Raw genomic sequence first — 22,858 nt, 5'->3', positions numbered from 1 at the left:
GGGGCCTTCTGTTGACGGTTTCATGCAACCGCCTGGAGTCAAAGGGCAATGGACATCAATTTCACCCCCGAGGAAGAGGCGTTCCGCCAGGAGGTCCGCGACTTCCTGCGCGAGAAGCTGCCCGCGCACATGAGCGACAAGGTGCTCAACCACAAGCACCTGAGCAAGGACGACCTGGTCGGCTGGCAGAAGATCCTCTACGACAAGGGCTGGGCCGCCCCGGGCTGGCCGAAGAAGTACGGCGGCCCCGGCTGGACCCCGGTGCAGAAGCACATCTTCGACGAGGAGACGGCCCTGGCCGGCGCCCCGCCGCTGCTGCCCTTCGGCCTGGCCATGGTCGCGCCGGTGATCATGAACTTCGGCACCGAGGAGCAGAAGGAGCGCTTCCTGCCGCGCATCCTGTCCGCGGATGACTGGTGGTGCCAGGGCTATTCCGAGCCCGGCGCCGGCTCCGACCTGGCGTCGCTGAAGACCCGCGCCGAGCGCCAGGGCGAGAACTACATCGTCAACGGCCAGAAGACCTGGACCACCCTGGGCCAGTACGCCGACTGGATCTTCTGCCTGGTGCGCACGGACCCGGACGCCAAGAAGCAGGAAGGCATCTCGTTCCTGCTCATCGACATGAACAGCCCCGGGATCACGGTACGGCCCATCATCACCCTGGACGGCGGCCACGAGGTCAACGAGGTCTTCTTCGACAACGTCCAGGTGCCCGTCGACAACCTGGTGGGCGAGGAGAACAAGGGCTGGACCTACGCCAAGTTCCTGCTGGGCCACGAGCGCAGCGGCATCGCCGGTGTCGGGCGCGGCAAGATGGAGCTGCAGCGGCTCAAGCAGATCGCCGCCGCGGAGCGCAAGAACGGCAAGCCCCTGATCGATGATCCGCTGTTCCGCTCGCGGGTGGCGCAGATCGAGATGGAGCTGGAAGCCCTGGAGATGACCGACCTGCGCGTCATCGCCGCCGTCCAGCAGGGGCAGTCGCCGGGCCCGGAGGCCTCCATGCTCAAGATCAAGGGCACGGAGATCCGCCAGGAGATCTACCACCTGGTGCGCCAGGCGGTGGGTCCGCGCGCCCTGCCCTTCCAGCCGCAGGCCCTGCACGGCGACACCGATGACGCCGTGGCGCCGGACTACGCGCTGTCCGCTGCGCCCACGTATTTCAACAACCGCAAGCTCACCATCTTCGGCGGCTCCAACGAGATCCAGAAGAACATCATCGCCAAGATGATCCTGGGCCTCTGAGCGCACCGATACGGGTTAACGGAGCAACGACCATGGATTTCTCTCTGACCGACGAACAGCGCATGCTCCAGGATACGGTGGAGCGCCTGGTGCAGGATCAGTACGGTTTCGAGCAGCGCCGCGGCTACATGCAGGCCGAAGGCGGCTTCACCCGCGAGATGTGGAACCAGTTCGCGGAGCTGGGCCTGCTCGGCGTGCCCTTCGCCGAGGAGCTGGGCGGCTTCGGCGGCGGTCCGGTGGAGACCATGCTGGTCATGGAGGCCTTCGGCAAGGGGCTGGTGCTCGAGCCCTACGTCGCCTCCGTGGTCACCACCGGCCAGCTCATCGCCGATGCCGGCAGCGACGCCCAGAAGAGCGCCGTGCTGGAGCCGCTGGTCAGCGGCGAGCTGATCCTGGCCTTCGCCCACGGCGAGCCGGACAACCGCTACAGCAACACGCAGGTCGCCACCCGGGCCGAGCGCTCCGGCAGCGGCTATACCCTCCACGGCCACAAGACCGTCGTCCTGCACGGCGACAGTGCCGACAGGCTCGTCGTCAGCGCCCGCACGAGCGGCGATACCGGCGACGCCAGCGGCGTCAGCCTGTTCCTGGTGGACGCCGGCGCCCCGGGGGTCTCCGTCCAGGGCTATGCGACCATCGACGGCCTGCACGCCGCCGAGGTCCGGCTGGACGGCGTCCAGGTCGGCGAAGACGCGCTGGTGGGCGCCGAGGGCGGAGCCGTGCCGCTCATCGAGCTCACCCAGGACCGCGGCGCCTTCGCCGTGTGCGCCGAAGCGGTGGGCGCCATGAGCGTCGCCTGCGACCTCACGCTGGACTACCTCAAGCAGCGCAAGCAGTTCGGCGTGCCCATCGGCAGCTTCCAGTCCGTCCAGCACCGCATGGTGGAGATGCGCATGGAGCTGGAGCAGTCCCGCTCCGCCACCTACAAGGCCGCCGCCAAGCTCGACAGCGACGACCCCGCCGCGCGCCGGCGGGCGGTGTCCATCGCCAAGTACCAGGTGGGCAAGGGCGGCCGCTTCGTCTCCGAGCAGTCCATCCAGCTGCACGGCGGCATCGGCATGACGGAGGAGTACAACCTCTCCCACTTCGCCAAGCGCATCGCCATGATCGACAACCAGTTCGGCGATGCCGATGCGCACATGGACCGGTTCTCGGAGCAGATGGAGGTGCCGGCGGCGGGGTGATGCGCCGGCAGCAGGGTCGCGACTGACGTCGCTCCTACGGAAAGCCAGCTGTGGGAGGGGCTTCAGCCCCGACCATCCCGGCGAGCAGACTCTCTGGAAGGTCGCGGCTGAAGCCGCTCCTACGGGACCGGAATCCGGCCGGCATTGCACGGGTCCACTGTAGGAGCGACGTCAGTCGCGACCAACGCCCCGGAGTCGCAGGCGATACCGCCGACGCCGCCGGGGCGTCGCCGTCATCGATATCCGAATCCGCCGACGGAAGCCCCTATGAACAGCCCCATCGTCAACCGCCGCGACCTGGATTTCCTGCTCTACGAGCTGCTGGACACCGAGCGGCTCACGGAGCGCGAACGCTACGCCGAGCACAGCCGCGAGACCTTCGACGCCGCCATCGAGACCGCCCACCGGGTGGCGGTGGACTACCTGCAGCCGCACAACCGCAAGGCGGACCTGAACGAGCCCACCTTCGACGGCGACAAGGTCAGCACCATCCCGGAGGTCAAGGAAGCCCTGGATGTCTACTGCGACACCGGGCTGCTGGCCGCGGGCCAGGACTTCGAGCGCGGCGGCATGCAGCTGCCCGCCACGGTGGCGCAGACCTGCACCGCCATCACCAAGGGCGCCAACGTGGGCACCTTCGCCTATGTCGGCCTGACCGTGGCCGCCACCAACCTGATCCTCGCCCACGGCAGCGACGAGCAGATCCAGCGCTACACCCCGTACATGCTCAGCGGCCGGTTCTTCGGCACCATGTGCCTGACCGAGCCCCAGGCCGGGTCGTCCCTGGGCGACCTGCGCACCCGCGCCGTCCCGCAGGACGACGGCAGCTACCGCATCCGCGGCAACAAGGTCTTCATCTCCGGCGGCGACCACGAGCTCGCCGAGAATATCGTGCACATGGTCCTGGCCCGCACCCCGGACGCACCTGCCGGGGTCCGGGGCATCTCGCTGTTCATCGTGCCCAAGTACCTGGTCAACGACGACGGCAGCCTGGGCCCGCGCAACGACGTCAAGCTGGCCGGGCTCATCCACAAGATGGGCTACCGCGGTACCACGTCGACCATGCTCAACTTCGGCGAGAACGACGAGTGCACCGGGTATCTCGTCGGCCAGCCGGGCGACGGCCTCAAGTGCATGTTCCACATGATGAACGAGGCGCGCATCGGCGTGGGGCTGGGCGCCGTCATGCTCGGCTACGGCGGCTATCTCCATTCCCTGGCCTACGCCCGGGAGCGCCGCCAGGGACGCGCGCCGGGCGAGAAGGATCCGGCGACGCCGCAGCGGCTGCTGGTGGAGCACGCCGACGTGCGCCGCATGCTGCTGGCCCAGAAGAGCTACGTGGAAGGCGGCCTGGCCCTGGGGCTCTACGGCGCCCGGCTCGTGGACGACGAGCGCACCCACCCGGACGCCGCGGCGCGCGCGAACGCGACCCGGCAGCTGGCGCTGCTCACGCCCGTGATCAAGTCCTGGCCGTCGGACTACTGCCTGCGGGCCAACGATCTGGCCATCCAGATCCTGGGCGGCTACGGCTATACCCGGGAATACCCGGTGGAGCAGTACTTCCGGGACAACCGCCTCAACCCCATCCACGAGGGCACCCACGGCATCCAGGCCCAGGATCTGCTGGGCCGCAAGGTGCGCCAGGAAGGGGGTACCGCGTTCGACACCATGGTCGCGACCATGCGCGCGACGGTGGACGAGGTGAACCACGACGGTCCCGGGTCGCTGGCCGGCGAGGCGGAGGCCCTGGCGCGCGCCCTGGAGGCGCTCGAGGAGACCACGCGGGCGTTGAGGGCCGTGGGCGAGACGGGAGACACGGAGCGGTATCTCGCCAACGCCAGCGACTACCTGGACATGTTCGGGCACATCGTCATCGCCTGGCTGTGGCTCCGCCAGGCGGCGACCGCGGCCGCGGCCCAACCGGCCAGCGACGACGACCGCGCCTTCTACCAGGGCAAGCTGGCCGCCTGCCGGTACTTCATGAACGTCGAGCTGCCGAAGATCCATCACCTGGCCGCGCTGTTGCGCCGGGGCGAGGACACGCCGCTGAACACGGATCCGGACTGGCTGTAGCCAGGGAGCACCGGGTCATCGAACGACACGACGAAGGAGGCACCATGGACATGCAAGCCGACGACCCGGCCCTGAAGCACGACTACGAACAGCTGACCGAATGGGATGCCCGCGTCCAGCTCGCCGCCGCCTACCGCCTGGTAGCCCACTTCGGCTGGGACGACCTGATCTTCACCCACCTGTCCTGCCGGGTACCGGGGCCCGAGCATCATTTCCTGCTCAACCCGTACGGCTACCTGTTCCACGAGATCACCGCCTCGTCGCTGGTGAAGGTGGACAAGGACGGCAATGCCGTGGACGACGACGGCAAGGGCCGCATCAACCCCGCCGGCTTCACCATCCACAGCGCCGTGCACATGGCCCGCGACGACGCCCACGCGGTCATGCACCTGCACGAGCCCAACTGCATGGCTGTCTCCGCCCAGGGGGGCGGGCTGAAGCCGCTAAGCCAGACCGCCATGCTCTGCCAGGCGCACCTGGCCTTCCACGAGTACGAGGGCGTGGCCCTGGAGCTGGGGAAACGCTGAACCATTCACGCGCGCTTCTGGCCGAGCGGCGCAGCTGCAGGCAAGGCGCGCTGCGCAGCGCTGTACTGGCGGTACAGTCAAGCAGCGCAACGCCGACTGCGGCTGTGCCGCTCGGCCCCGCAGGGCGCGCCGCAGCGGTGCTCTGGACTGCGTTGGCGTTCTTGTAAAGGGCGACCGGCCATTCACTGCGAACGCCGCCTTGCCAGAGCACCGCTGCGGCGCGCAGAAGCACGCGGGAATGGTTCAGCGTTTCCCTAGACGAGCGCGAGCGGCTGATCCGGGACCTGGGCGAGAAGAACATCATGATGCTGTGGAACCACGGCGTGCTGACGGCCGGAAAGACGGTGCCGGAGGCGTTCATCTACCTGTACTTCTTCACCCGCGCCTGCGAGATCCAGGGCCGCGCCGGCAACGGCCCGCATCACCTGCCGGACCAGGCGGCCATCGATACCACCCGCGAGCAGGGACAGATGCTCGGCGGCGCCGCCAAGCTGGCCTGGCCGGGGCTGGTGCGGCTGGCGGACACGCACCACCCGGGCTTCCGCGAGTGATCACCGCACCGTGATCCCGCGGCCGGCCCGCGCCGGGGCCGGTCACTCGCGCACGAAGGTCACCGCGTCGGCGATGCCGGCGCGCTCGGTGCGATAGCGGTTCACCGGGTGACGCTCGTCGGCGTAGCCGAAGGAGCAGCCGAACAGCAGGTGGCGGTCGGCCGGGACGTCGAAGTGCTCGCGGACCACCGCCGGGTACGCCGCCAGGGACGCCTGGGCGATGGAATGCACGCCCTGGTCCAGGGCCGCCAGCATGAACGACTGCAGGTACAGCCCGCAGTCCACCCCGCCGTAGAAGCCCAGGCTCTCGTGGCAGAACACCAGCATGACGTGGGGCGCGTCGAAGAACTCGTAGTTGCGCAGCATCTGCCTGGCGCGCGCCTCGCGATCCGTCCGGGCGATATCCACGGCCTCGTAAAGCTGCGCCCCGCACTTCTTGCGCCGGGTGTCGTGCGCGCCCACGTACTCGCGCGGGAAGGGCTTGTCGGGTCCGGGCTCGCCGCCGGCGGCGGCGTGATCGTACAGCCGCTGCCGCAGGCGCTGCGTCGCCGCCGGCGTCTCGGTCACCACGGCTTCCCAGGGCTGCGTGTTGCACCACGACGGCGTCTTCTGGGCGACATCCAGGATATGCCGGATGATTCCCGCGGGCACGGGGTCCGCCAGGAATGCACGTGCACTGTAGCGCTGACGCATGAGGTTTTCGAAGTTCATTCCGGGCTCCTATGCCAGGCGGTGCCGGTCGGGCAACGCGCCGTTCGACGCGCCGCCCGACCCGGGGTAACCTCGTCGCGATCGACAACGACGAATGCGGGAGGACAGGCACCATGCTGGATGCCAGTGAAATCGAGCTGTTCCGGGATACGCTGGGGCGCTTCCTGGACAAGGAAGTCGCCCCCCACTACGAGGCCTGGGAGCACGAGAAGCTCTTTCCCCGGACGCTGTGGAACCGGCTCGGGGAGAACGGCTTCCTGTGCGTCGACGTCCCCGAGGAATACGGCGGCTTCGGCGGCGACTTCGTCCTGTCCGCCGTGGTCATCGAGGAAGTGGCGCGCCGCGGTTTCGGCGCCCTGGCCACCAACCTGTCGGTGCACTCGGATATCGTCGCGCCCTACATCCTCCACCTGGGCACCGAGGAGCAGAAGCACACCTGGCTGCCGCGCATGGTCACGGGCGAGGCGGTGGGCTCCATCGGCATGACGGAGCCGGCGGCGGGCTCGGACCTGCAGGGCATGAAGACCCGCGCCCAGCGCGACGGCGACGCGTTCGTCATCAACGGCCAGAAGACGTTCATCACCAACGGCTATCATGCGGATCTCCATATCCTCTCGGCCAAGACGGACCCGAATGCCGGCGCGCGCGGGGTGACCCTGTTCACCGTCGATACGTCCCTGCCCGGGTTCGACTGCGGCCGCCGCCTGGAGAAGATCGGCCAGCACGGCTCGGACACCGCGGAGCTGTTCTTCTCCGACCTGCGCGTGGGCGCCGACCAGATCCTGGGCGGCGAGGGCCAGGGCTTCGCCAATCTCATGAATGAGCTGCCCCGCGAGCGCCTGGTGCTGGCGGTGGGTGCGATCTCGGCGTGCGAGGGCATGCTGGAGCGCACCATCCAGTACGTGCAGGAGCGCAAGGCGTTCGGCCAGGCCATCGGCAGCCTGCAGAACACGCGCTTCGCCCTGGCGGACCTCCAGGCACAGATCCAGGTCAACCGGGCGTTCGTCCGGCAGTGCACGGAAGAGTACAACCGGGGCGAGCTCACCACGACCAATGCCTCCATCGCCAAGCTCACCACCACGGACCTGCAGTTCCGGGTGGCGGATCAATGCCTGCAGCTGTTCGGCGGCTACGGCTACATGCGCGAGTACCCGATCTCCAGAGACTTCGTCGATGCCCGCGTGCAGCGCATCTACGGGGGCAGCAACGAGATCATGAAGGAGCTCATCGCGCGTTCGATTCTCGGGCGTTGAGAGGTCTCCTCCCCGGAAACCGGTAACGGTAACTTCCGGGGGCGGGGGAATCGGGTGCTTCGGTCACGGACACGCCGCAAGTACATCCCTGTAGGCTCGTCTCCAGCCGTCCATGGCTGGAGACGGTCCGTGACCGAAGCACCCGATTCCCCGCCTGTGCCTCCTTTCGATCCCGTCCCCAACAATGCGCCGCACCGCAATTATCCCGACTACTTCGGCTGCATCCGGATGGCGCCGTCCAGGCGGATGGTCTCGCCGTTGAGCATGGTGTTGCCGACGATGCTCTCCACCAGCCGGGCGTACTCGTCCGGCCGGCCCAGCCGCGGCGGGAACGGCACGCTGGCGCCCAGGGAGTCCTGCACTTCCTGGGGCAGCCCGAGCAGCATGGGCGTCTCGAACAGGCCCGGGGCGATGGTCATGACGCGGATGCCGTAGCGCGCGAACTCCCGGGCGATGGGCAGCGTCATGCCGGCCACGCCGGCCTTGGACGCCGCATAGGCGGCCTGCCCGATCTGGCCGTCGAACGCCGCCACCGAGGCCGTGTTCACCACCACGCCCCGTTCGCCCTCGGCGTCCGGCGTGTTCTCGGTCATGGCCTGCGCCGCCAGGCGGATCATGTTGAAAGTACCCACCAGGTTGATCTGGACGACCTTGTTGAAGCGCTCCAGATCATGCGGCCCTTCCTTGCCCAGGGTCTTCTCCGGCGTGCCCACGCCGGCGCAGTTCACCAGGCCGTGCACGGCACCGAAGGTCTCCCGGGCCGCATCCACGGCGTGCTGGGCATCGGACTCCCGGGTGACATCGCAGCGGGCGAAGTGCACGGCGCCGCTGAGCTCGTGGGAGAGCTTCTTGCCGGCATCCTCGTTCATGTCGGCGATCACCGCGCGGGCGCCGCCGTCGACCAGACGGCGGACCGTGGCCTCGCCCAGCCCGGAGGCGCCGCCGGTGACAATGAATACGCGTTCGTCGATCTTCATGCTGACCTCCACTCGGTGATAACGGGGACCGGGCGCGGCGCTTGACCTGCCCGGGGAAACACGGGAATGTTGCCGGCGGACGCCGGGGCAAGCCGGCGCACGCCTGAAAAGAACCGGGAATCGGAGGAGACCTCATGGGCCCCCTGCAGGGTATTCGCGTCATCGAGATGGCCGGCATCGGACCCGGCCCCTTCTGCGCCATGATGCTGGCGGACATGGGCGCGGACGTGCTGCGCATCGACCGCAAGTCGGCCGGCGCACTGCCGGTGGACGACCCGGTTACCGCCCGCGGGCGGCGCTCGGTGACCGTCGACCTGAAGCAGCCCGCCGGCGTCGAGACCGTGCTCAAGCTCCTGGAACGCGCCGACGCCCTGGTGGAAGGCTTCCGGCCCGGCGTCATGGAACGCCTGGGCCTGGGCCCGGACACCTGCCTGGAGCGCAACCCCGCCCTGGTCTACGGACGCATGACCGGCTGGGGCCAGGACGGTCCGCTCGCCCGCGCCGCCGGCCACGACCTCAACTACATCGCCCTGTCCGGCGCCCTGCACCCCATCGGCCGCGCCGGCGAGCGACCCGTACCGCCGCTGAACCTGGTGGGCGACTACGGCGGCGGCGCCATGATGCTCGCCTTCGGCATCGCCTGCGGCCTGCTCGAGGCGAGGCAATCCGGGCGCGGCCAGGTGGTGGACAGCGCCATGACCGACGGCTCGGCACTCCTCATGAGCCTGTTCCACGGCATGAAGGCCGGAGGCGCATGGTCCAGCGAGCGCGGCACCAATCTGCTCGACGGCGGTGCGCCCTTCTACGACACCTACACTTGCGCCGACGGCCGGCACATCAGCATCGGCGCCCTGGAGCCGCAGTTCTACCGCGAGCTGCTGGAACGCCTGGAACTCACCGATGAGCCGGCCTGCGCCGAGCAGATGAACAAGCACAACTGGCCCGCCATGCGCGAGCGCTTCGCCGCGGTGTTCGCCACCCGCAGCCGCGACGAATGGTGCCGCCTGCTGGAGGGCACCGATGTGTGCTTCGCCCCCGTGCTGGACATGGACGAAGCCCCGGAGCACCCCCACAACCGCGCCCGCGGCACCTTCGTCCACCACGACGGCATGACCCAGGCCGCCCCGGCCCCGCGCTTCTCCCGCACGCAGCCGGAACTCACCACCGGTGCCCGCGAACCCGGTGCCGACACCGAAACCGCCCTCTCGGATTGGGGCATCGACGCGAACACCATTAAAGAATTGCGGGGCAAGGGAATCTGCTGATTCCGTACCATCACTGACCGCTGGACTGCCTGCCAGGGACGGCGGAGAATCATGAACATGAGGACGCTGCAGTAAAGAGCGTGATCGATAGCACGGCGCGGAGCGGGTGCTTTGGTCACGGACCGTCTGCGGCCAGGACGGCCGCAGTCGAGCGTACAGGGACGTATTTACAGCGTGTCCGTGACCAAAGTACCCGCTCCGCGCCCCCCGACGCGCCGATACCCGCTGATTCCGGTCCCAGCCAAGATCAAAGCCATCAGAGCGAGGAGTAGAGCCATGCAAGACGACCCCATTGTCATCGTCGGCAGCGCCCGCACCCCCATGGGCGGCCTCATGGGCGACGTCGCCGCCCTCAGCGCCACGGAGCTGGGCAGCCGCAGCATCGCCGCCGCCCTGGAGCGTGCCGGCGTCCCGGCGGACACCGTGGACGAAGTGTTCATGGGCAACGTCCTGCCCGCCGGCCTGGGCCAGGCACCGGCCCGCCAGGCCGCCCTGGGCGCCGGGCTGCCCCTGTCCGTGCCCTGCACCACCGTCAGCAAGGTCTGCGGCTCCGGCATGCGCGCCACCATGTTCGCCCACGACACCCTGGCCCTGGACCGCGGCCGCATCACCGTCGCCGGCGGCATGGAAAGCATGTCCCGCGCCCCGTATCTCCTGGACAAGGCGCGCGGCGGCTACCGCCTCGGCCACGGCCGGATCACCGATCACATGTTCTTCGACGGGCTCGAGGACGCCTACGAGAAGGGCGAGCTCATGGGCCGGTTCGCCGAGCGCTGCGCCAGCCACTTCGGCTTCACCCGCGAGGCCCAGGACGACTTCGCCGAGACCTCCCTGCAGCGGGCCCGCAAGGCCTCCGAGGACGGCACCTTCGAGGCCGAGATCACGCCCATCACCATCAGCGAGCGCAAGGGCGAGCGCACCATTAGCCGCGACGAGCAGCCCTGGAACGCCGACCCCGACAAGCTGCGCACCCTCAAGCCGGCCTTCGACCCGCAGGGCACCGTAACCGCCGCCAACGCCAGCTCCATCTCCGACGGCGCCGCCGCCCTGGTGCTCATGCGCCGCAGCGAGGCGGACCGGCGCGGCCTCAAGCCCCTGGCGGCCATCCGCGGCCAGGCCAGCCACGCCCGCGAGCCGCAGTGGTTCACCACCGCGCCCGTGGGCGCCACCCGGAACCTCCTGGAGCAGGTGGGATGGAGCGCCGGCGACGTCGATCTCTACGAGATCAACGAGGCCTTCGCCGTGGTGGTCATGGCGGCCATGCAGGAGCTGGGCCTGTCCCACGACACGGTCAACGTCCACGGCGGCGCCTGCGCCCTGGGCCACCCCATCGGCGCCTCCGGGGCGCGCATCCTGGTCACGCTGCTGAATGCGCTGGAGCGCCACGGCCTCCGGCGCGGCGTGGCCTCCATCTGCATCGGCGGCGGCGAGGCGACCGCCGTGGCGGTGGAGCGGTTGGACTGAGCGCGGGGTATAGACCTGCGGCCGGCCCGGCGAAAACGCCGGGTCGGTCTGGGTCTGGAGACGGTCGCGACTGACGTCGCTCCTACGGCGGCGGCTGGCACACATGGTTGTGGGAGCGGCTTCAGCCGCGACCTTCCAGAGCGCCGCCCAGCCGGGGCGGTCGGGGCTGAAGCCCCTCCCACAGCGGGTCTCGGAAGAGACCTCCCCCCGGCCCGCTGTAGGAGCGACGTCAGTCGCGACCCAGCCTCGGCCGTCCCTACGATGGCCACAGCCGACAAGCAACCGGCAAGCCCCGGCATCACCGTGGCGGAAGACGCCCCTGCCGGCTCCCTCTCCCACGCACGGCCTCGCCGGCCCCGCGGCAAGCGCTTCAGCCGCGGCGGGCAGGGACGCATCTGGCGAGCGCTTCGGCATGGGAAGCCTCTTACAGGTCGTCGAAGTCGCCGTGACGACCCTGGCCCGAGGCAAAGCGGCTTGCCCCGGCCACCCCTTCCTCGCGCAGGGCGCGCAGGCCCTGCCGGTACTCGTGCCGCAGGGCCTCGCCGACCCCCTGCCCGTGCTGGGCATAGGCCGACGCCCGGTCCATGCGCATGCAAAGCTGCGGAAAGCGCGCCAGCTCCCGGGCCAGCTCCTCGGCGGCGGCGCGTGCCCCGCCCTCAGGCACCACGCGGTTGCACAGGCCCATGGCGTGGGCCTCGTCCGCGTCCACCCGGCGGCCCGTGAGAATCAGGTCCATGGCGCGCCCCAGCCCGATGATCTGCGGCAGCCGCACCGTGCCGCCGTCGATGAGCGGCACGCCCCAGCGTCGGCAGTAGACGCCGAAGGCGGCGGTTTCTTCCATGACCCGCAGATCGCACCACAGGGCCAGCTCCATGCCGCCGGCCACGGCGTGGCCGGACACCGCGGCGATGACCGGCTTGCTGAGAAGCAGCCGCGACGGGCCCATGGGCGCCGGTGACCCGGTCACTTCCGCGGCGTCCTCCGGCGGGTCCAGCTCCCCGAGATAGGCCTCCAGGGCCCCGGAGGAGACCGCCTTGAGATCGGCTCCGGCGCAGAAGGTGCCGTGGTCGCCGCAGAACACGGCGACGCTGGCGTCCGGGTCGGCGTCGAAGTCCAGGAAGGCCCGGTAGAGCGCCCGGGCGGTGTCGGGATCCACGGCATTGCGCGCATGCCGGCGATCCAGGATCACCGTGGTCACCGGGCCGTCCTTTTCCACCCGGATGCCGCTCATTGCGACGCCGATCCTCCGCCGTGCTGCAGGAACTCGATCACGCTGGAGAAATCCTTGTGGCCGTTGCCGCCGGCATCATGGAGCGCGTAGATATTGCGCGCCAGCGCCCCTAGCGGCGTCGCCTTGCCGTCCTTGAGCGCGGCGTCCTGGGCGAGCCCCAGGTCCTTGAGCATGAGGGCGGTGCCGAAGCCGCCGGTGTACCCGCGCGAGGCCGGCGTGCCGTCCATGACCCCGGGATAGGGGTTGTAGCCGTTGAGCACCCAGTTGCCGCCGGAGGCCTGCTGCATGATGTCCGACAGGGCCTTGGGGTCGAGCCCCTCGGCGACGCCCAGGTTGATGGCCTCCGAGGTGCCGATCATGCTGATGGCGAGCAGCATGTTGTTGCACATCTTGGCCACCTGCCCGGCCCCCGCCGGGCCGGCGTGGAACACCGCCCGGCCCATGACGTCCAGCACCGGCCGCGCCTGCTCCACGGGACCGCTCGCGCCGCCCACCATGAACACCAGCTTGCCCGCCTCGGCGCCCGCCACGCCGCCGGAGACCGGGGCGTCGATCATGGGGCAGCCGGCCTGCTCCGCCTCGGCGGCGACCGCCCGGGCCGTGTCCGCATCGATGGTGCTGGAGTCCACCAGCAGCGTCCCGCGCGCGACGTTCGCCAGCAGCCCGTCGTCGCCCAGGTAGAGGCTGCGGACGTGCTTGCCCGCCGGCAGCATGGTGATCACCATCTCCACGCCGCTGGCGGCCTCCGCAGCACTCTGGCAACCGGTCGCGCCGGCCTTCGCGAGCCTCTCCACCGCCTCCGTGGCGAGATCGAACACCTGCACGGTGTGGCCGGCGTTAACCAGGTTGGTGGCCATGGGGCCGCCCATGTTGCCCAGTCCGATGAAACCGATGGTCGCCATGGCTCCCTCCTCCAGACGGCTTGGCCCGGGCCCGTTCGGCCCCGGGCGTTGTTACGACAGATCCGCCAGCGGATGCGACGTGTAGTCCGCCGGCAGCGTGAAATGCGCGTCGATGGTGGCCTCGGGGACCTCCGCCAGGGACGGCACGGACCAGCTCGGGCTGCGGTCCTTGTCCACCAGCAGGGCGCGAACGCCTTCGCGGAAGTCCGGTCGGCGCGATGCCTGCACCGCCATGGCCAGCTCCCGCCGGAAGCACTCGGCCAGGGACAGGTGCCGGCCGCCCCGGTACTGCCGGTCGAATACCGCCTGGGACACGGGGCAGGCGCGCCCCAGCCCCTTGGCCACCGACTGCAGCGACTCGTCGCTGTCGGCGGCGCGATGAATGGCCTCCACCACGGCGCCGGGCGTTGCATGGTCGGTCAGCGCCTGGATGGTCGCGAACCGGTCCATGAGCGGCGTTGCACCCGAGGCATCATGGGCCTGCCACACGCCTGCCAGCACCTGGCTCGCGGTCTCGTGCCGGTCGCGGTCGGAGCGTCCCCAGCGTGCCGCCCGCAGGGCCTCGACCACGGTCTCGCGCTGGTCCGAGGCGATCATGTAGCTGCCCAGGCCCAGCTCGAAGATATCGCTGCCGAACACGTGCTCGCCGGTAATGCCCAGGTAGTAGCCCATGCGCCCGGGCATGCGGCCGAGGAAGAAGGTGCCGCCGACATCCGGGAACAGGCCCAGGGGCATCTCCGGCATGGCGAGCCGCGAGCGCTCGGTGAGAATGCCGTGGCTGGTGCCCGCCAGCAGGCCGACACCGCCGCCCATGACGATGCCGTCCGCCCAGCAGACAATGGGCTTGGGATAGGTATGCACCGTGTGGTCCAGCCGGTACTCCGTGGTGAAGAACCGCTCCGCCACCGGCGCCGGCTCGCCCTCGGCGTGCCGGCGCATGTCGTGGTAGAGGCTGACCACGTCGCCGCCGGCGCAGAAGGCCTTGTCGCCGGTGCCCTCCAGGAACACGGCGGCCACGGCATCGTCCGCGGCCCACTCGTCCAGGGCCGGCTGCAGCGCATCGATCATGGCCTGGCTCAGCGAGTTCAGCGACTTCTCGGCGTTCAGCCGCACCCGCTTGAGCTGCTGGCCGTCGGCGGTGTCCAGGGTCTCGAAAACGACGGGCGTGTCGCTCATTACCGGTGCCTCCACTGCGGCTCGCGCTTGTCGACGAAGGCCGCCATACCCTCTTTCTGGTCCTCGGTGGAGAACACGGAATGGAACACCCGGCGCTCGAAGCGCACCCCCTCGGAGAGCGTGGTCTCATAGGCGCGGTTCACCGACTCCTTGCACATGGGCACCGTGATCCGGGACAGCCCGGCGATCTTCCCGGCGGTCTTCATGGCCTCGTCCAGGAGCTGGTCCGCCGGCACCACCCGGCTGACCAGGCCGGAGCGCTCGGCCTCGTCGGCGTCCATCATGCGGCCGGTGAGGCACATCTCCATGGCCTTGGACTTGCCCACGAAGCGGGTGAGCCGCTGCGTGCCGCCCGCCCCCGGGATGGCTCCGATCTTGATCTCCGGCTGGCCGAACTTGGCCGTATCCGCGGCGAGGATGAAGTCGCACATCATCGCCAGCTCGCAGCCGCCGCCCAGGGCGTAGCCGGCCACCGCGGCGATGACCGGCTTGCGGCAGCGGGTCACCTCCTCCCACTGAGCGGTAATGAAGTCCTCGCTGTAGACATCGGCGAAGCTCTTGGGCTGCATCTCGCTGATGTCCGCGCCGGCGGCGAAGGCCTTCTCGCTGCCGGTGATGACCATCACGGCCACCTCGTCGTCCGCCTCGTGGGCGGCCAGCGCTTCACCCAGCTCGCCCATGAGGGTGCTGTTGAGCGCATTCAGGACCTTGGGACGGTTGAGCGTGATCACGCCGATGCCGTCGCGCTTTTCGCTGGTAATGGTTTCGAAAGCCATTGATGTCCCCAGTGTTGCTGCGTGTGGATCCCGGCCGGGACAGCGCCTCAGCCGACAACATTCTCGCCGCCCGGTGCCAGCAGGCGCCGGGCGATGATGACCCGCATGATCTCGTTGGTGCCTTCCAGGATCTGGTGCACCCGCACATCACGGACGTGGCGCTCCAGCGGATACTCGCGGATGTAGCCGTAGCCACCGTGGACCTGCAGGGCCTCGTTGCAGATGCGAAAGCCCAGGTCCGTGGCCAGGCGCTTGGCCATGGCGCAGTAGGTGGTCGCCTCGGGGTGGTTGGCGTCCAGCCGCGCCGCCCCCAGGCGCACCATCTGCCGGGCGGCGACCAGCTCCGTGGCCATGTCGGCGAGCTTGAACTGCACGCCCTGGAACTCGCCCAGCGCCTGGCCGAACTGCTTGCGCTCGCCGGCGTAACGGCGGGCGGCATCCAGGGCGGCCGCGGCGGTGCCCACCGAGCAGGTGGCAACATTCAGCCGCCCGCCGTCCAGGCCCTTCATGGCGATCCTGAAGCCGTCGCCCTCCTCGCCCAGGCGGTTGTCCGCGGGCACGTAGACATCCTCGAAGGTGATGCCCCGGGTGGGCTGGCTGTTCCAGCCCATCTTGCCCTCCTTGCGGCCGTAGCTGATGCCCTCGGCGTCGGCGGGCACGGCGAAGGCGGAGATGCCGCCGGCACCCTCCCTGCCGGTGCGGGCCATGACCACCAGCAGGTCCGTCTCGCCGGCGCCGGAGATGAACGACTTGCTGCCGGTCAGCCGATAGCCGTCACCGTCGCGGACTGCTTTCGTTCGCAGCGACGCCGCGTCGGAGCCCGCACCCGGCTCGGTGAGGCAGTACGAGGCCAGCTTCTCGCCGGCGGTGAGCTGCGGGCACCAGGCCTCGCGTACCGCGGCCTGGCCGAAGGTCGCCACCATCCAGGTGGCCATGTTGTGGATGGTGATGTAGGCCGTGGTCGAGGTGCAGCCGGCGGACAGCGCCTCGAAGATGATGGTCGCGTCCAGCCGCGACAGCCCCAGGCCGCCCACGTCCTCGGGGCAGTAGACACCGCAGAAGCCCAGCTCGCCGGCCAGGCGCAGGGTCTCCACCGGGAAGATGCATTCCTCGTCCCAGCGCGCCGCGTTGGGCGCGAGCTCGCGCTCGGCGAACTCGCGCGCGGTCTCCCGGAACGCGAGTTGATCGTCGTTCAGTTCGAAATCCATGCGGGCTCTCCCGATCGGTCGGGGCGGCCTGCGGCCGCCCCGCCGGTACTACCGCATACTGATGGTCATGTTGGGCCCGGACGGCAGGTCCGACTCCGGCCAGCGGCTGATGACGGTCCGGGTCTCGGTGTAGAACCGGATCGCCTGCTTGCCGTAGGCGTGCAGGTCGCCGAAGAAGGAGTTCTTGCCGCCGGTGAACGAGAAGAACGGCGCCGGCACCGGGATGGGGATGTTCACCCCGACCTGGCCGACCTCGGTCTCGTGCTGGTACTTGCGCGCCGCCGCCCCGGAACGGGTGAAGATGGAGGTGCCGTTGCCGTAGGGGTTGGCGTTGACCAGCTCGATGGCCTCCTCGAGGGTGTCCACGTGCATGCACAGCAGCGCCGGGCCGAAGATCTCCTCCTGGTAGACGGTCATGTCCGTGGTGACATCGTCGATGAGCGTCGGCCCCACCCAGTTGCCGTCCGGGTAGCCGTCCACGGTATGGCCGCGCCCGTCCAGCAGAAGCTTCGCGCCTTCCGGCTCCGCCGTGCCGATCAAGCGCTCGACGCGCTCCTTGGCGGCCGGGCTGATCAGCGGCCCGTAGGCGGCGTCCGGGTCGTCCGAGGGCCCGGGGCGGATACCGCCCACCGCCTCGCGGATCTCGTCCATCCAGCCGCGGGTCTCCTCGCCCACCAGCACGGCCACGGAGATGGCCATGCAGCGCTGGCCGGCGGCCCCGCAGGATGCGCCCACCAGGTGGTTGATCACCTGCTCCTTGTTGGCGTCGGGCATGACCACCATGTGGTTCTTGGCGCCGCCCATGCACTGCACCCGCTTGAGGTTGTGCGTGGCCGTGCGATAGACGTGGGTGGCCACGGGCACCGAGCCGACGAAGGACACGGCCTTGATGGCGGGGTCCTCCAGCAGGTAGTCCACCTGGTCCTTGCGCCCGTGCACCACCTGCAGCGTACCCGCCGGGAACCCGGCCTCGTGCCACAGCTCCGCCAGCCGCATGGGCGTCAGCGGGTCCTGCTCCGAGGGCTTGAGCACGAAGGTGTTGCCGCAGGCCACCGCCAGCGGGAACATCCACAGCGGGATCATGGCCGGGAAGTTGAACGGGGTGATCCCGGCGCACACGCCGATGGGGTGGACGATACTGTGGGTGTCGATGCCCTTGGCGACGTTCTCGGTGGTCTCGCCCATCATCAGGGTCGGCACGCTGCAGCCGTGCTCCACCACCTCGATGCCGCGCCAGACATCGCCCTTGGCGTCGGCCATGGTCTTGCCCGTCTCCCGGGCGAGGATCTCCGCCAGCTCGTCGTGGTGCTCCTTGAGCAGGGCCTGGTAGCGCATGAGGCAGCGCATGCGCTCCTGGACGGGCACGTCCCGCCAGGTCCGGAACGCCTCCTCGGCGGCACCGATGGCCCGGGCCATCTCGGCATCCGTGGCCACGGGGGCGCGGCCGATGACTTCCTGGGTGGCCGGGTTGGTGACGTCGATCCAGTCGCCGGTGGTGCTCTGGACGAATTCGCCGTTGATCAGCAGCGGCACGTTCTGCGTGGTCTCACTACGTACGGTACTCATGGCATCTCCTCGCACCCTGCCTCGGCAGGGATCGGTTGTTGCACCGTCGTGACGGCGCGATCCCGGACTCAGTCAAAGGAGCGCTCGTCCGCGATCACCTTGCCGTCGTTCGGCAGCTCCCCTTCCGCCGCCACGCGCACGTCGCCGCGCATCTTGGTGACGGCCTGGAGGGATTCCGCGATCCTGTCATTCAGACCGGCATCCCCTGCCTGGGTTTCCACATGCAGGGTCATGGCGTCCTTCTCGTTCTCCCGGGTCACCACCAGGCGCGCCCGCCGGATCTCCGGGTGCCGCGCCATGACGGCATTGATCTGCTCCGGCGTGACGAACATGCCCTTGACCTTGGTGGTCTGGTTGGCGCGCCCCATCCAGCCCTTGATCCGCGGCGCCGTGCGCCCGCAGGGGCTGGGCCCGGGCAGGAAGGCGGTCATGTCGCCGGTGGCGAAGCGGATGATCGGGAACGCCCCGGCGCGCAGCACGGTCACCACCATCTCGCCCACTTCACCCTCGGCCACCGGCTCGCCGCTGCCGGGACGCACCACCTCGACCAGGACGTCCTCGTCGGTGATGAGCCCTTCTACCGCCTCGGACTCGTAGGCGACCAGGCCCAGCTCGGCGGTGCCGAACATCTGCAGCACGCGCACGCCGCGGCTGCCCATTTCCTCGCGCAGGCTGCTGCTCAGCGGCTCGGCGCCCACCAGGGCCCGATTGATGGACGAAACGTCGCGGCCGAGCTCCTGGCCCTTGTCCAGAAGCGCCTTGAGGAACGACGGCGTGCCGGCGTACACCGGCGGTCGCAGGCGCTCGATGGCCTCGACCTGCACGTCGGTATTGCCGATGCCGGCCGGGAACACGGGGCAGCCGACGGCCCGGGCGCCGCTGTCGAGCATCATGCCCGCGGGCGTGAGGTGATAGGAGAGCGTGTTGTGGACCAGCTCCCCCGGACGCAGGCCGGCGGCCCAGAACGCGCGACCGAAGCGCCAGTAGTCGCCCTTGTCCTCGGCGGCCTCGAAGATGGGGCCGGGGGACTGGAAGACGTGGGCCATGTCGGCCATGGAGGCCGCCTCCATGCCGCCGAACGGGGGCTGCTCCGCGTGCCGGCCCGGGATGTCCTCCTTGCGGGTCAGCGGAATGCGCGCCATGTCCGCCGGCTCGCGGATCGACGCCGGGTCCACGTCCGCGAGCTGATCGCCCCAGTACCGGGACCGGCTCCGCGCGTGCTCGAGCACGGTACGCACCATGGCCATCTGCTCGGCCAGCCGCTCGTCCGGCGAGCGCGTCTCGCGTGCATCGAAATAGCGGTTGTCACTCAAGATTCAACTCCTTGACCAGATCGAATGACGCCGGCGCCCCGCTCACGCCAGCCAGCGCTTGCGCCGGCGGTAGTGCTTGACGTCGCGGAAGCTCTTGCGCGCCTCGCCGGAGCCGACGCCCAGGTAGAACTCCTTGACGTCCGCGTTCTCGCGCAGCTCATTGCCGGTGCCGTAGAGCACGACGCGGCCGTTCTCCAGGATGTAGCCGAAATCCGCGTGCTTTAGCGCGACATTGGTGTTCTGCTCGGCCACCAGGAAGGTGACCTGCTGCTCGCGACGCAGCCGGGAGACGATCTCGAAGATCTCCTCGACCAGCTGCGGAGCCAGGCCCATGGACGGCTCGTCCAGCAGGATCATCTTCGGGCTCGCCATGAGTGCCCGCCCCAGGGCGAGCATCTGCTGCTCGCCGCCGGAGGTGTACCCGGCAGTGGAACGGCGCCGCTCCCGGAGACGGGGAAAGTATTCGTAGACGCGCTCCAGGTCCTGCTGCGTCTGCTGCGTGCTGATATTGCGGCTGTAGGCGCCCACCGTCAGGTTCTCTTCCACGGTCAGGTGCTCGAACACCCGTCGCCCTTCCATGACGTGGGACAGCCCCTTCTCCACCCGGGCCGGCGCCGGGATGTGGCTGACGTTCTCGCCCTGGTAGGTAATGTGCCCCCGCGTGATCTCGCCGCGCTCCCCGGTCAGCAATCCGGAGACGGACTTGAGCGTCGTGCTCTTGCCGGCGCCGTTGCCGCCGAGCAGGGCCACGATGTCGCCCTCCTGCACTTCCAGGGAAACGCCCTTGAGCACCAGAACGACGTGGTTGTAGACCACCTCCACGTTCTGCATGACCAGCAGCGGATCCCGCGCTGTTGTTGCTTCAGCCATTAGTCATTCTCCGACGCGAGACAAAAGGCCCGGGGGGCATCGTGCCCCCGGGCCCGCGTATCGCCTAGTCGCATTCCTTGACTTCGACGCCTTCGCTCTCGGCGTACTCCAGCGCGGATTCCCTGTAGAGCGGGAACACCCGTTCCATGTCGGGCTCCATGAAGTCGGTCACCTGCTCCCAGGACTCGCCGTTCCATTGCTGGATCAGGGCCAGGCCGCCACCCTCGTGGTCCCTGCAGGTCACGTCCACCGGGGGCATCAGGCCCTTCATGCCCAGCTCCTCGGTGCGCTCCTCGGTGATGGTCAGCTGGTTCCAGGCCCACTTGGTCTCCTCGCGGCCCATGACCTCGCCTTCACCGAACTCCTGCTGCGCCTGGCGCCAGGCCTCGATGATGTAGGCAGCGTTGATCAGCCCGCGGTTGTAGGCGATCTTGCCCTGCTGGCTGCCGTCGCCGGCCGCCAGGCCCGGGTCATAGACGTACTCCTGGAGATCGTCGTAGACAGGGTAGTCGCTGCCCGGACCGTGGAAGGTTACCGCCTTGTAGCCTTCGGCGGCGCTGCCGGCCGGCTCCACCGCATCATCCTGGGCCGCATAGATGCCGCCGATGATCTTCGAGACATCAATGCCCATGGAGTTGGCGGTACGAATCGCCGTGGGGTTCATGACGCCCCAGCCGAACAGCGAGATCCAGTCGGGCTGCATGCGGCGGATCTGGGTCCACACGGAGCGCTGCTCCACGCCCGGGGGCGAGATGGCCATCTCCTCCAGGGTGAAGCCGTATTCCTCGGCATAGCCCCGCAGCACTTCCAGCGGCTCGCGGCCGTAGGCGGAGTCGTGGAAGGCATGGACGATGGTCTTGCCTTCCAGGTTCTCCCAGCCGCCTTCCTGGTCGGCGATGTGCTGCATGGTCACCGTGGTGCTGGACCAGTAGGTGGTGGGCACCATGAACACCCAGTCCATCACCGGGCCGTAGGCTGCGTCGGCACGCCCGTAGCCCATGGTATGGAGGACGATATTGTCCTCGCGGGTGCGCGGGATCAGGGTGTAGGTAATGCCGGTGGACAGCGGCGCCATGACCGTCGCGCCGTCGCCGTCGCCACGGTTCTTGAGCCGCTCGTAGCATTCCGCGCCCCGGTCATTGGAGTAGGCGGTCTCGCACTCCTCGAGCTCGATGGGCACGCCGTTGATGCCGCCGTCGCGCTCGTTGACCAGGGTAACGTAGTCGGAGAAACCGTCGGCAAAGCCCACACCGCTAGGGGCGTAGGGACCGGTACGGTATACCAGACTGGGCAGATACTGGGCTTCCTCGGACTGGGCCTGGGCTGTCGCCATGCCGGTCAAACCGACGATGAGCCCCAGACCCGCCGCCGCCAGCTTCCGGGTCATTGATTTTGTCATTGCTTTCTCCTCCATACGGGTACCCAGACCCGTTTGACGCTCCCAATAACGCGACCGGCCGGCCGCGTCATACCCTCCAGAAACCCTTCCGGACCGGGCCCCTCCAGATTAGTACGGGAAGGGCCACAAGCGCAGCTTCTGCTTGGCGATGGTCCACAGCCGGGCCAGCCCGTGCGGCTCGACGATCAGGAAGAAGATGATCAGCGCGCCGAACGTGAACACCTCGATGTAGCTGACCATGGCCGTATCCAGGGGCAGCCCCAGCCAGCCCGGCACGATGTTGAGAAAGATCGGCACCAGGACCACGAAGGCCGCCCCGAGAAAGCTGCCCAGGATCGAGCCCAGGCCGCCGATGATCACCATGAACAGCACGTCGAACGAGGTGTAGATGTCGAAGGCGTTGGCCTCGAGCTGGCCCAGGTACAGATAGGCCCAGAGAATCCCGGCGAGGCCCACGAAGAACGAGCTCACGGCGAACGCCTTGAGCTTGGTCATCATGGGCCGGATGCCGATGATCTCGGCGGCCACGTCCATGTCGCGGATGGCCATCCACTTGCGGCCGGTGGAGCTGCGCACCAGGTTCTTGGCGACGAGTGCCATGATGACGACCACCGCAAGGGCGAACAGGTACTTGTCGATACCGCTGTCCACGGTCCAGCCGAGTAGCTGGATTTCCTGGGCCGAAATCACGCCGGTGGCGCTGTAGTCGACAAAGAAGGGTCGCTGCAGCAGCCAGACCAGGAAGAACTGGGCCGCCAGGGTGGTGACGGCGAGATAGAAGCCCTTGATCCGCAACGCCGGCAGCCCGAAGAGCACCCCGGCGCCGGAGGCGCACAGCGCGCCGAGGACGAACCCGACCAGGATGGGCATCTCCGGCATGCGGGTGAGGATATTCCAGGCGGCGAAGGCCCCCACCGCCATGAATCCGCCCGTGCCCAAGGAGATCTGGCCGCAGTAGCCCACCAGGATGTTGAGCCCGATCGCCGCGAGGGAATAGATCAGGAACGGCAGCAGCAGCGCCTGGATCACGTAGTTGGAGACCAGGAACGGCAGCGCCACGGCCAGGGCGATCACCGCCAGGACGAAGATCTTGTCCTGCAGGATCGGCAGCATGGCCTGGTCGGCCGCGTAGGTCGTCTTGAACTGTCCGGATTCACGGTAAATCATGCA

General features: G+C 68.9%; 20 protein-coding genes. 8 read left to right on the top strand and 12 right to left on the bottom strand.

Annotated features, from left to right (window positions below; genetic code table 11):
* Positions 1-48: 48 nt before the first annotated feature.
* The 5 genes from QWY84_RS14350 to QWY84_RS14330 all read left to right on the top strand — a co-directional run bounded on the left by QWY84_RS14350 (position 49) and on the right by QWY84_RS14330 (position 5,577).
* Positions 49-1,242: an acyl-CoA dehydrogenase family protein gene (locus QWY84_RS14350; RefSeq protein WP_290203484.1), complete on the top strand. Its 1,194-nt coding sequence runs from the start codon at positions 49-51 to the stop codon at positions 1,240-1,242.
* A 32-nt stretch (positions 1,243-1,274) separates the two neighbouring features.
* Complete coding sequence (locus QWY84_RS14345; RefSeq protein WP_290203483.1) at positions 1,275-2,426, top strand: acyl-CoA dehydrogenase family protein; 1,152 nt, start codon at positions 1,275-1,277, stop codon at positions 2,424-2,426.
* A gap of 267 nt (positions 2,427-2,693) precedes the next feature.
* The gene (locus QWY84_RS14340; RefSeq protein ID WP_290203482.1) at positions 2,694-4,499 is read left to right on the top strand and encodes an acyl-CoA dehydrogenase; all 1,806 of its coding nucleotides are present in this window, start codon (positions 2,694-2,696) and stop codon (positions 4,497-4,499) included.
* Positions 4,500-4,543: 44 nt separating this feature from the next.
* Positions 4,544-5,026 (top strand): class II aldolase/adducin family protein, encoded by a 483-nt coding sequence (locus tag QWY84_RS14335; RefSeq protein WP_290203481.1) that lies wholly within the window; start codon positions 4,544-4,546, stop codon positions 5,024-5,026.
* A gap of 185 nt (positions 5,027-5,211) precedes the next feature.
* Complete coding sequence (locus QWY84_RS14330; RefSeq protein WP_290204047.1) at positions 5,212-5,577, top strand: class II aldolase/adducin family protein; 366 nt, start codon at positions 5,212-5,214, stop codon at positions 5,575-5,577.
* 42 nt (positions 5,578-5,619) lie between these two features.
* Here QWY84_RS14330 and QWY84_RS14325 read toward each other — a convergent pair whose 3' ends face one another.
* The gene (locus QWY84_RS14325) at positions 5,620-6,288 is read right to left on the bottom strand and encodes a nitroreductase (protein ID WP_290203480.1); all 669 of its coding nucleotides are present in this window, start codon (positions 6,286-6,288) and stop codon (positions 5,620-5,622) included.
* Between the two features lie 113 nt (positions 6,289-6,401).
* On the opposite strand from QWY84_RS14325, the gene QWY84_RS14320 reads away from it, so the two are divergent.
* A complete protein-coding gene (locus tag QWY84_RS14320) occupies positions 6,402-7,541 on the top strand; it encodes an acyl-CoA dehydrogenase family protein (RefSeq protein ID WP_290203479.1) in 1,140 nt (379 codons plus the stop codon).
* Between the two features lie 209 nt (positions 7,542-7,750).
* Here the strand turns inward: QWY84_RS14320 and QWY84_RS14315 are convergent, their stop codons facing one another.
* The gene (locus QWY84_RS14315) at positions 7,751-8,518 is read right to left on the bottom strand and encodes a 3-hydroxyacyl-CoA dehydrogenase (RefSeq protein WP_290203478.1); all 768 of its coding nucleotides are present in this window, start codon (positions 8,516-8,518) and stop codon (positions 7,751-7,753) included.
* A gap of 134 nt (positions 8,519-8,652) precedes the next feature.
* Between QWY84_RS14315 and QWY84_RS14310 the strand changes: the two genes are divergently transcribed.
* Both QWY84_RS14310 and QWY84_RS14305 read left to right on the top strand, forming a co-directional pair.
* Positions 8,653-9,783 carry a CaiB/BaiF CoA transferase family protein gene (locus tag QWY84_RS14310; protein ID WP_290203477.1) on the top strand — a complete coding sequence of 377 codons (1,131 nt, stop codon included), beginning with the start codon at positions 8,653-8,655 and terminating at the stop codon, positions 9,781-9,783.
* Between the two features lie 276 nt (positions 9,784-10,059).
* Entirely contained in the window at positions 10,060-11,247 is a 1,188-nt protein-coding gene (locus QWY84_RS14305; RefSeq protein WP_290203476.1) for an acetyl-CoA C-acyltransferase, read from the top strand.
* Between the two features lie 424 nt (positions 11,248-11,671).
* Here QWY84_RS14305 and QWY84_RS14300 read toward each other — a convergent pair whose 3' ends face one another.
* From QWY84_RS14300 to QWY84_RS14255, 10 genes are all read right to left on the bottom strand, one after another.
* Positions 11,672-12,478, bottom strand: coding sequence for a crotonase/enoyl-CoA hydratase family protein (locus QWY84_RS14300; protein ID WP_290203475.1), 807 nt, complete (start codon positions 12,476-12,478; stop codon positions 11,672-11,674).
* On the bottom strand, positions 12,475-13,380 hold the full coding sequence (mmsB, locus tag QWY84_RS14295; RefSeq protein ID WP_290203474.1) for a 3-hydroxyisobutyrate dehydrogenase: 906 nt from the start codon (positions 13,378-13,380) through the stop codon (positions 12,475-12,477). The genes QWY84_RS14300 and mmsB overlap by 4 nt, the downstream gene beginning before the upstream one ends.
* Positions 13,381-13,431: 51 nt before the next feature.
* On the bottom strand, positions 13,432-14,556 hold the full coding sequence (locus QWY84_RS14290) for an enoyl-CoA hydratase/isomerase family protein (protein ID WP_290203473.1): 1,125 nt from the start codon (positions 14,554-14,556) through the stop codon (positions 13,432-13,434).
* Complete coding sequence (locus QWY84_RS14285) at positions 14,556-15,332, bottom strand: enoyl-CoA hydratase (RefSeq protein WP_290203472.1); 777 nt, start codon at positions 15,330-15,332, stop codon at positions 14,556-14,558. Before QWY84_RS14285 ends, QWY84_RS14290 begins: the two co-directional genes overlap by 1 nt.
* A 47-nt stretch (positions 15,333-15,379) precedes the next feature.
* A complete protein-coding gene (locus QWY84_RS14280) occupies positions 15,380-16,540 on the bottom strand; it encodes an acyl-CoA dehydrogenase family protein (RefSeq protein WP_290203471.1) in 1,161 nt (386 codons plus the stop codon).
* 48 nt (positions 16,541-16,588) lie between these two features.
* Positions 16,589-18,106, bottom strand: coding sequence for a CoA-acylating methylmalonate-semialdehyde dehydrogenase (locus QWY84_RS14275; protein WP_290203470.1), 1,518 nt, complete (start codon positions 18,104-18,106; stop codon positions 16,589-16,591).
* Positions 18,107-18,174: 68 nt separating this feature from the next.
* Positions 18,175-19,419, bottom strand: coding sequence for a phenylacetate--CoA ligase family protein (locus tag QWY84_RS14270; RefSeq protein ID WP_290203468.1), 1,245 nt, complete (start codon positions 19,417-19,419; stop codon positions 18,175-18,177).
* 42 nt (positions 19,420-19,461) lie between these two features.
* A complete protein-coding gene (locus tag QWY84_RS14265) occupies positions 19,462-20,289 on the bottom strand; it encodes an ABC transporter ATP-binding protein (protein WP_290203467.1) in 828 nt (275 codons plus the stop codon).
* Between the two features lie 64 nt (positions 20,290-20,353).
* The gene (locus QWY84_RS14260) at positions 20,354-21,688 is read right to left on the bottom strand and encodes an ABC transporter substrate-binding protein (protein WP_290203466.1); all 1,335 of its coding nucleotides are present in this window, start codon (positions 21,686-21,688) and stop codon (positions 20,354-20,356) included.
* A 108-nt stretch (positions 21,689-21,796) separates the two neighbouring features.
* The gene (locus tag QWY84_RS14255; RefSeq protein WP_290203465.1) at positions 21,797-22,855 is read right to left on the bottom strand and encodes a branched-chain amino acid ABC transporter permease; all 1,059 of its coding nucleotides are present in this window, start codon (positions 22,853-22,855) and stop codon (positions 21,797-21,799) included.
* Positions 22,856-22,858: the final 3 nt, after the last annotated feature.

Origin of the sequence: Aquisalimonas lutea (assembly GCF_030409225.1) — a bacterium.
Classification (GTDB): Bacteria; Pseudomonadota; Gammaproteobacteria; order Nitrococcales; family Aquisalimonadaceae; genus Aquisalimonas; species Aquisalimonas lutea.
The sequence above is the reverse complement of the archived record's forward strand: the minus strand, read 5'-3'. Positions and strand labels throughout refer to the sequence as shown.

What these genes read in the sequence shown, in the direction of transcription:
- QWY84_RS14255 (WP_290203465.1), bottom strand. Translation starts at nt 22,855, where the DNA reads ATGATTTACCGTGAATCCGGACAGTTCAAGACGACCTACGCGGCCGAC.
- QWY84_RS14335 (WP_290203481.1), top strand. Translation starts at nt 4,544, where the DNA reads ATGGACATGCAAGCCGACGACCCGGCCCTGAAGCACGACTACGAACAG.
- QWY84_RS14345 (WP_290203483.1), top strand. Translation starts at nt 1,275, where the DNA reads ATGGATTTCTCTCTGACCGACGAACAGCGCATGCTCCAGGATACGGTG.
- QWY84_RS14325 (WP_290203480.1), bottom strand. Translation starts at nt 6,288, where the DNA reads ATGAACTTCGAAAACCTCATGCGTCAGCGCTACAGTGCACGTGCATTC.
- QWY84_RS14290 (WP_290203473.1), bottom strand. Translation starts at nt 14,556, where the DNA reads ATGAGCGACACGCCCGTCGTTTTCGAGACCCTGGACACCGCCGACGGC.
- QWY84_RS14340 (WP_290203482.1), top strand. Translation starts at nt 2,694, where the DNA reads ATGAACAGCCCCATCGTCAACCGCCGCGACCTGGATTTCCTGCTCTAC.
- QWY84_RS14260 (WP_290203466.1), bottom strand. Translation starts at nt 21,688, where the DNA reads ATGACAAAATCAATGACCCGGAAGCTGGCGGCGGCGGGTCTGGGGCTC.
- QWY84_RS14265 (WP_290203467.1), bottom strand. Translation starts at nt 20,289, where the DNA reads ATGGCTGAAGCAACAACAGCGCGGGATCCGCTGCTGGTCATGCAGAAC.
- QWY84_RS14300 (WP_290203475.1), bottom strand. Translation starts at nt 12,478, where the DNA reads ATGAGCGGCATCCGGGTGGAAAAGGACGGCCCGGTGACCACGGTGATC.
- mmsB (WP_290203474.1), bottom strand. Translation starts at nt 13,380, where the DNA reads ATGGCGACCATCGGTTTCATCGGACTGGGCAACATGGGCGGCCCCATG.
- QWY84_RS14305 (WP_290203476.1), top strand. Translation starts at nt 10,060, where the DNA reads ATGCAAGACGACCCCATTGTCATCGTCGGCAGCGCCCGCACCCCCATG.
- QWY84_RS14320 (WP_290203479.1), top strand. Translation starts at nt 6,402, where the DNA reads ATGCTGGATGCCAGTGAAATCGAGCTGTTCCGGGATACGCTGGGGCGC.
- QWY84_RS14350 (WP_290203484.1), top strand. Translation starts at nt 49, where the DNA reads ATGGACATCAATTTCACCCCCGAGGAAGAGGCGTTCCGCCAGGAGGTC.
- QWY84_RS14275 (WP_290203470.1), bottom strand. Translation starts at nt 18,106, where the DNA reads ATGAGTACCGTACGTAGTGAGACCACGCAGAACGTGCCGCTGCTGATC.
- QWY84_RS14285 (WP_290203472.1), bottom strand. Translation starts at nt 15,332, where the DNA reads ATGGCTTTCGAAACCATTACCAGCGAAAAGCGCGACGGCATCGGCGTG.
- QWY84_RS14280 (WP_290203471.1), bottom strand. Translation starts at nt 16,540, where the DNA reads ATGGATTTCGAACTGAACGACGATCAACTCGCGTTCCGGGAGACCGCG.
- QWY84_RS14315 (WP_290203478.1), bottom strand. Translation starts at nt 8,518, where the DNA reads ATGAAGATCGACGAACGCGTATTCATTGTCACCGGCGGCGCCTCCGGG.
- QWY84_RS14310 (WP_290203477.1), top strand. Translation starts at nt 8,653, where the DNA reads ATGGGCCCCCTGCAGGGTATTCGCGTCATCGAGATGGCCGGCATCGGA.